The organism is Burkholderia stagnalis (genome assembly GCF_902830275.1).
Taxonomy (GTDB): domain Bacteria; phylum Pseudomonadota; class Gammaproteobacteria; order Burkholderiales; family Burkholderiaceae; genus Burkholderia; species Burkholderia stagnalis.
Genome location: NZ_CADESW010000051.1, coordinates 1 through 5445, shown reverse-complemented (window position 1 = coordinate 5445; position 5445 = coordinate 1). Strand labels below are relative to the sequence as shown.

Sequence of the window (5445 nt, the reverse complement as noted above, 5' to 3'; positions counted from 1 at the left end):
AGGGAGCCTGACGATTACCTACTTTCACACGGGAATCCGCACTATCATCGGCGTAGAGTCGTTTCACGGTCCTGTTCGGGATGGGAAGGGGTGGGACCGACTCGCTATGGTCATCAGGCAAAGAGGGTTGTCGCGCGGCTTCGCAGCGCGACCAATCCGGGAAGAAGCAGTAATCTTGGTTGGGTTGTGAGTTGTACTCACACACATACGCGGTACTTCAACCGCAGTACGTCGAGTGCCTCGCACTCGACGCTCGATATCCGTAAGCGCTGAAGCGCTAACGGCTATCGAGACAGACTTGTTATAGGATCAAGCCTTACGGGCAATTAGTATCAGTTAGCTGAACGCATTACTGCGCTTACACACCTGACCTATCAACGTCCTGGTCTCGAACGACCCTTCAAGGAGGTCAAGCCTCCAGGGATATCTCATCTTAAGGCGAGTTTCCCGCTTAGATGCTTTCAGCGGTTATCTCTTCCGAACATAGCTACCCGGCGATGCGACTGGCGTCACAACCGGTACACCAGAGGTTCGTCCACTCCGGTCCTCTCGTACTAGGAGCAGCCCCCTTCAAATATCCAACGCCCACGGCAGATAGGGACCAAACTGTCTCACGACGTTTTAAACCCAGCTCACGTACCTCTTTAAATGGCGAACAGCCATACCCTTGGGACCGGCTACAGCCCCAGGATGAGATGAGCCGACATCGAGGTGCCAAACACCGCCGTCGATATGAACTCTTGGGCGGTATCAGCCTGTTATCCCCAGAGTACCTTTTATCCGTTGAGCGATGGCCCTTCCATACAGAACCACCGGATCACTATGACCTGCTTTCGCACCTGCTCGACTTGTCGGTCTCGCAGTTAAGCACGCTTATGCCATTGCACTATCAGCACGATTTCCGACCGTACCTAGCGTACCTTCGTACTCCTCCGTTACGCTTTGGGAGGAGACCGCCCCAGTCAAACTGCCTACCATGCACTGTCCCCGACCCGGATCACGGGCCAAGGTTAGAACCTCAAACAAACCAGGGTGGTATTTCAAGGACGGCTCCACCGAAACTAGCGTTCCGGTTTCATAGCCTCCCACCTATCCTACACAGATCGGTTCAAAGTCCAATGCAAAGCTACAGTAAAGGTTCATGGGGTCTTTCCGTCTAGCCGCGGGTAGATTGCATCATCACAAACACTTCAACTTCGCTGAGTCTCGGGAGGAGACAGTGTGGCCATCGTTACGCCATTCGTGCAGGTCGGAACTTACCCGACAAGGAATTTCGCTACCTTAGGACCGTTATAGTTACGGCCGCCGTTTACCGGGACTTCAATCAAGAGCTTGCACCCCATCATTTAATCTTCCGGCACCGGGCAGGCGTCACACCCTATACGTCCACTTTCGTGTTTGCAGAGTGCTGTGTTTTTATTAAACAGTCGCAGCCACCAGTTTATTGCAACCCCTTCACCCTCCTGGCGCAGGCCAGTCAAGCTACAAGGGCGTACCTTATCCCGAAGTTACGGTACCAATTTGCCGAGTTCCTTCTCCCGAGTTCTCTCAAGCGCCTTAGAATACTCATCTCGCCCACCTGTGTCGGTTTGCGGTACGGTCACTGTTAAACTGAAGCTTAGAGGCTTTTCTTGGAACCACTTCCAATTGCTTCGCTCCCTAAGGAGCTCGCGCCACACCCTTGAATCCTGCGCCCGGATTTGCCTAAGCGCCTTCTCCAATGCAGCGACCGGGACTTCCAACACCCGGACAACCTTCCGCGATCCGTCCCCCCATCGCATTTAACAATGGTGCAGGAATATTGACCTGCTTCCCATCAGCTACGCATTTCTGCCTCGCCTTAGGGGCCGACTCACCCTACGCCGATGAACGTTGCGTAGGAAACCTTGGGCTTACGGCGAGGGGGCCTTTCACCCCCTTTATCGCTACTCATGTCAGCATTCGCACTTCCGATACCTCCAGCACCCTTTACAAGGCACCTTCGCAGGCTTACGGAACGCTCTCCTACCATGCGTGCAAGCACGCATCCGCAGCTTCGGTATATAGCTTAGCCCCGTTACATCTTCCGCGCAGGACGACTCGATCAGTGAGCTATTACGCTTTCTTTAAAGGGTGGCTGCTTCTAAGCCAACCTCCTGACTGTTTTAGCCTTCCCACTTCGTTTCCCACTTAGCTATATTTGGGGACCTTAGCTGGCGGTCTGGGTTGTTTCCCTCTTGACACCGGACGTTAGCACCCGATGTCTGTCTCCCGTGATTGCACTCTTCGGTATTCGGAGTTTGCTATGGCGGGGTAATCTGCAATAGACCCCCCAACCATGACAGTGCTCTACCCCCGAAGGTGAGACACGAGGCACTACCTAAATAGTTTTCGGAGAGAACCAGCTATTTCCAGGTTTGTTTAGCCTTTCACCCCTATCCACAGCTCATCCCCTAACTTTTCAACGTTAGTGGGTTCGGACCTCCAGTACGTGTTACCGCACCTTCATCCTGGCCATGGATAGATCACCTGGTTTCGGGTCTACGCCCAGCAACTGAACGCCCTATTCGGACTCGCTTTCGCTACGCCTGCCCTATATGGTTAAGCTTGCTACTGAACGTAAGTCGCTGACCCATTATACAAAAGGTACGCCGTCACCCCTTACGAGGCTCCGACTGTTTGTATGCATGCGGTTTCAGGATCTATTTCACTCCCCTCCCGGGGTTCTTTTCGCCTTTCCCTCACGGTACTGGTTCACTATCGGTCGATCACGAGTATTTAGCCTTGGAGGATGGTCCCCCCATCTTCAGACAGGATTTCACGTGTCCCGCCCTACTTGTCGTACACCTAGTTCTTTCATACTGTTTTCGCCTACAGGGCTATCACCTGCTATGGCCGCACTTTCCAGAGCGTTCGGCTAACAATACAAATAAAGAGTACAAGGCTCATCCCATTTCGCTCGCCACTACTTTGGGAATCTCGGTTGATTTCTTTTCCTGCGGTTACTTAGATGTTTCAGTTCACCGCGTTCGCTTCACTAGACCTATGTATTCAGTCTAGGATGACCCAAAAGGGCCGGGTTTCCCCATTCGGACATCTACGGATCAAAGCTCGTTTGCCAGCTCCCCGTAGCTTTTCGCAGGCTACCGCGTCCTTCATCGCCTGTGATCGCCAAGGCATCCACCACATGCACTTGTTCGCTTGACCCTATAACGAGTCTGTCTCGTTACAGGTTGAGTTCTCGCGTTGTGCCGTATTCCAATTGAGCCGAACGTTAAGTTCGAATCATCTTGAGATACATCGATACAATCACAACCCGGATAGTTTCCACGTCCATCTCAAGACGCTTCCGCTATCCAAATTACTTACTTCTTCCAGATTGTTAAAGAACGACAGCCGATATGGTGTTACTCATATCACTCTGACTGGCTCAATCGCCAATGCAAAATACTCAAAGCTGAATACTTGGCGTTGGTGATTGGTGGAGGCAGACGGGATCGAACCGACGACCCCCTGCTTGCAAAGCAGGTGCTCTCCCAGCTGAGCTATGCCCCCATACAGAGACTTCCTCAGGTTTCCACGTCAGACAATGGTGGGTCTGGTTGGATTCGAACCAACGACCCCCGCCTTATCAAGACGGTGCTCTAACCGACTGAGCTACAGACCCCTGAGTCTGTCTTAATTTACAGCCGATAAGCGTGAGCGCTCAACTTTGCGAATAGCTCTGGAAAGGAGGTGATCCAGCCGCACCTTCCGATACGGCTACCTTGTTACGACTTCACCCCAGTCATGAATCCTACCGTGGTGACCGTCCTCCTTGCGGTTAGACTAGCCACTTCTGGTAAAACCCACTCCCATGGTGTGACGGGCGGTGTGTACAAGACCCGGGAACGTATTCACCGCGGCATGCTGATCCGCGATTACTAGCGATTCCAGCTTCATGCACTCGAGTTGCAGAGTGCAATCCGGACTACGATCGGTTTTCTGGGATTAGCTCCCCCTCGCGGGTTGGCAACCCTCTGTTCCGACCATTGTATGACGTGTGAAGCCCTACCCATAAGGGCCATGAGGACTTGACGTCATCCCCACCTTCCTCCGGTTTGTCACCGGCAGTCTCCCTAGAGTGCTCTTGCGTAGCAACTAAGGACAAGGGTTGCGCTCGTTGCGGGACTTAACCCAACATCTCACGACACGAGCTGACGACAGCCATGCAGCACCTGTGTATCGGTTCTCTTTCGAGCACTCCCGCCTCTCGGCAGGATTCCGACCATGTCAAGGGTAGGTAAGGTTTTTCGCGTTGCATCGAATTAATCCACATCATCCACCGCTTGTGCGGGTCCCCGTCAATTCCTTTGAGTTTTAATCTTGCGACCGTACTCCCCAGGCGGTCAACTTCACGCGTTAGCTACGTTACTAAGGAAATGAATCCCCAACAACTAGTTGACATCGTTTAGGGCGTGGACTACCAGGGTATCTAATCCTGTTTGCTCCCCACGCTTTCGTGCATGAGCGTCAGTATTGGCCCAGGGGGCTGCCTTCGCCATCGGTATTCCTCCACATCTCTACGCATTTCACTGCTACACGTGGAATTCTACCCCCCTCTGCCATACTCTAGCCTGCCAGTCACCAATGCAGTTCCCAGGTTGAGCCCGGGGATTTCACATCGGTCTTAGCAAACCGCCTGCGCACGCTTTACGCCCAGTAATTCCGATTAACGCTCGCACCCTACGTATTACCGCGGCTGCTGGCACGTAGTTAGCCGGTGCTTATTCTTCCGGTACCGTCATCCCCCGGCCATATTAGGACCAAGGATTTCTTTCCGGACAAAAGTGCTTTACAACCCGAAGGCCTTCTTCACACACGCGGCATTGCTGGATCAGGCTTTCGCCCATTGTCCAAAATTCCCCACTGCTGCCTCCCGTAGGAGTCTGGGCCGTGTCTCAGTCCCAGTGTGGCTGGTCGTCCTCTCAGACCAGCTACTGATCGTCGCCTTGGTAGGCCTTTACCCCACCAACTAGCTAATCAGCCATCGGCCAACCCTATAGCGCGAGGCCCGAAGGTCCCCCGCTTTCATCCGTGGATCGTATGCGGTATTAATCCGGCTTTCGCCGGGCTATCCCCCACTACAGGACATGTTCCGATGTATTACTCACCCGTTCGCCACTCGCCACCAGGTGCAAGCACCCGTGCTGCCGTTCGACTTGCATGTGTAAGGCATGCCGCCAGCGTTCAATCTGAGCCAGGATCAAACTCTTCAGTTCAAACCTGTTACTGTTTTCGGTTCCGTTAAGAACCGGTCGCTCACTCAAAGCTGACAGGTATATGAATTGCTTCATAAACCTGACTTACTTTAGTGTGAGACTCTTGATACTTTTGCTATCCGATCCGAGGATCGGTTCGCTGCCATCAAGCGCCCACACTTATCGGCTGTTAATTTTTAAAGAACGTTTCTGCGAGAAATTCTTC

The 5445-nt window shown here is 53.0% G+C and carries 2 tRNA genes and 3 rRNA genes; all 5 read right to left on the bottom strand.

The features are described from left to right. Nucleotides 1–5: 5 nt before the first annotated feature. Nucleotides 6–118: ribosomal RNA gene (rrf, locus tag HWY45_RS36080) — 5S ribosomal RNA — on the bottom strand. Nucleotides 119–305: 187 nt separating this feature from the next. Then, a 23S ribosomal RNA gene (locus HWY45_RS36075) occupies nucleotides 306–3186 on the bottom strand. Nucleotides 3187–3458: 272 nt separating this feature from the next. Continuing rightward, nucleotides 3459–3534 (bottom strand) — tRNA-Ala (locus tag HWY45_RS36070). Nucleotides 3535–3569: 35 nt separating this feature from the next. After that, a tRNA-Ile gene (locus tag HWY45_RS36065) sits at nucleotides 3570–3646 on the bottom strand. Nucleotides 3647–3707: 61 nt separating this feature from the next. After that, nucleotides 3708–5240: ribosomal RNA gene (locus HWY45_RS36060) — 16S ribosomal RNA — on the bottom strand. The 16S, 23S and 5S rRNA genes sit together here with 2 tRNA genes alongside, the layout of an rRNA operon. Nucleotides 5241–5445: the final 205 nt, after the last annotated feature.